Origin of the sequence: Herbaspirillum lusitanum P6-12, from assembly GCF_000256565.1 — a bacterium.
In the GTDB taxonomy this organism is placed as follows: domain Bacteria; phylum Pseudomonadota; class Gammaproteobacteria; order Burkholderiales; family Burkholderiaceae_D; genus Herbaspirillum; species Herbaspirillum lusitanum.
The window spans coordinates 1-2124 of sequence record NZ_AJHH01000407.1 but is presented as its reverse complement, the minus strand read 5'-3'; the positions used below and the strand labels follow the sequence as shown (position 1 = coordinate 2124).

At 63.7% G+C, this 2124-nt stretch carries 2 protein-coding genes and 1 pseudogene; 2 read left to right on the top strand and 1 reads right to left on the bottom strand.

Features of this window, described 5'->3' with window-relative positions:
- A pseudogene (locus tag HLUSI_RS34955) lies at positions 1 to 174 on the bottom strand (isocitrate lyase/phosphoenolpyruvate mutase family protein); the annotation flags it as partial.
- 384 nt (positions 175 to 558) lie between these two features.
- Between HLUSI_RS34955 and HLUSI_RS28530 the strand changes: the two are divergent.
- On the top strand, positions 559 to 1218 hold the full coding sequence (locus HLUSI_RS28530; RefSeq protein WP_050977713.1) for an FAS1-like dehydratase domain-containing protein: 660 nt from the start codon (positions 559 to 561) through the stop codon (positions 1216 to 1218).
- A gap of 152 nt (positions 1219 to 1370) precedes the next feature.
- Positions 1371 to 2124: acyl-CoA dehydrogenase family protein (locus tag HLUSI_RS0113250; protein WP_016834437.1), on the top strand; the 754-nt coding region annotated here is incomplete at its 3' end.

Below are 2124 nucleotides of genomic sequence, written 5' to 3'. Positions count from 1 at the left end.
GGGGGGGGGGGGGGGGGGGGGGGGCGGGTAGCCGGTGTCGGCGTCGACCAGTACGGGAAGCGATACCGCTTCGGCGATGCGCGTCGCCTGCTGCACCATGTCGGTCATGGTGAGCAGGCCGATATCGGGCTTGCCGTAGCTGGAGGCGAGCGAAAATCCGGTCATGTAGGCGGCTTCAAAGCCGGCCTACAGCATGGCGCGAATCAAAGTCCCTGGATGTTGCATCTGGTCTCCGTTGGTCGCGTGTAAATCAGGTAGCGAGTCAGAAATCGACTCAGCTCCGTACTTTACCTGCAACACGCCCGGCCCGCACATGTTGCCGTGCGGCGCCCGTCACTCATTTTTCACTTCTGGTTGACTTCAATTAAATATACTTAGTAGTATGTATATGTCAAGGACGATTCGTCAATTCCTTAGCCGCGTTGCGGCACCTTCCGACGCGGCGCACGTTATCACCTTTGTCACCGTCATCAGCGCCGACAGCTTCCATCGCCCTGCCGCAGCAATACCTGGTTCATGTCCGCAAGTGCTCACCCTGTCCATCCCAGACGAGGCCACATGACGATCGACTATCGCAAGCTGATGCACTGGAAGATTCCCATCGCGCGCCAGCACGTGCGCCCGCAGGATTGCATCCTGTACGCACTCGGCGTCGGCCTCGGCGCCGATCCGCTCGACCGGGATCAACTCCATTATGTGTATGAAGAAGGCCTGCGCGTGCTGCCCACCATGGCGACGGTGCTGGCCTATCCCGGCTTCTGGATGAAGATGCCCGACACCGGCATCGACTGGACGCGCGTGGTGCACGCCGAACAGCAGGTGATCGTGCACAAGCCGCTGCCGGTCTGCGCACGCCTGATCGGCGATACACGGATTGTCGATATCGTCGACAAGGGGCCGGACAAAGGCGCGCTGATTTACCAGGAACGCGTCGTCACCGAAGAAGACAGCGGCGAACCGGTCTGCACCCTGCGCATGACCACCATGTGCCGCGGCGACGGCGGCGTACAGAACATGCCTGCGGCCGCTTCCGGCCACCTTCATCCCCCGCCCGCGCCGTTGCCGGAACGGCCGGCGGACTTCTGCATCGACCTGCCCATCCTGTCGCAGGCTGCGTTGATCTACCGGCTGAGCGCTGTGCTGGTCGCCGCAGCCCGAACTCCGCATGGACATCAGGTCGATCGGCGCGCGCTTCTCGGCGCCGGTCTATCCGGGTGAAATACTGCGTACTGAAATCTGGCGCGAGGGTGAAAATGGCAACCGCATCGCGTTCCGGTGCAGCGTTCCGCAACGCGGCATGGTGGTTCTCAATCATGGTGCAGCCGTCATCGCGTCACACGCCGAAACAAAAGTCCGCAAGGAAATTCTCCATGGCGCTTGACCAACAAACCCGCAAACAATTCGTCGCCGCGGTGGAGCGCTTCGTCGCCGAACGCCTGTTGCCGAACGAGACGCTGGTGGAAGAACAACGGCGCGTGCCCGACGACATCCTCGGCGAAATGGCGGCGCTCGGCTTGTTCGGCCTGAGCATTCCGGAACGTTGGGGCGGCCTCGGACTCGGCATGGAAGATGAAATCGCGGTGCTGATCGCATTGTGCCGCGCCAACCTCTCGTTTCGTTCCGCCATCGGCATCAACAACGGCGTCGGCTCGCACGGCCTGCTGACTTGCGGCAGCGACGCCCAGCGCGAGCGCTACCTGGCGCGCATGGCCGCGGGAGAGATGATCGCGGCGTTCTGCCTGACCGAGCCGGACTGCGGCTCCGATGCGGCCGCACTGCGCACCAGCGCGCGCCTGGACGGCAACGAGTGGGTGCTCAACGGCGTCAAGCGCTACATCACCAATGCGCCTTCGGCCGACGTCTTCACCGTGATCGCGCGCACCGATGCCGACAGTCGCGACCATCGCGGCCTGTCCGCCTTCATCGTGGAACGCGGCGCACCCGGCCTGAGCATCGGCAGCACCGACCGCAAGATGGGATTGCACGGCTCGCACACGGCCGACGTGATCTTCAGCGACTGCCGCATTCCCGTCGACGCCATCATCGGCGAGCCGGGACTCGGCTTTGCGCTGGCGATGTCTTCGCTCAACCGCGGCCGCCTCGGCATCGCCGCCGCCGCCATTA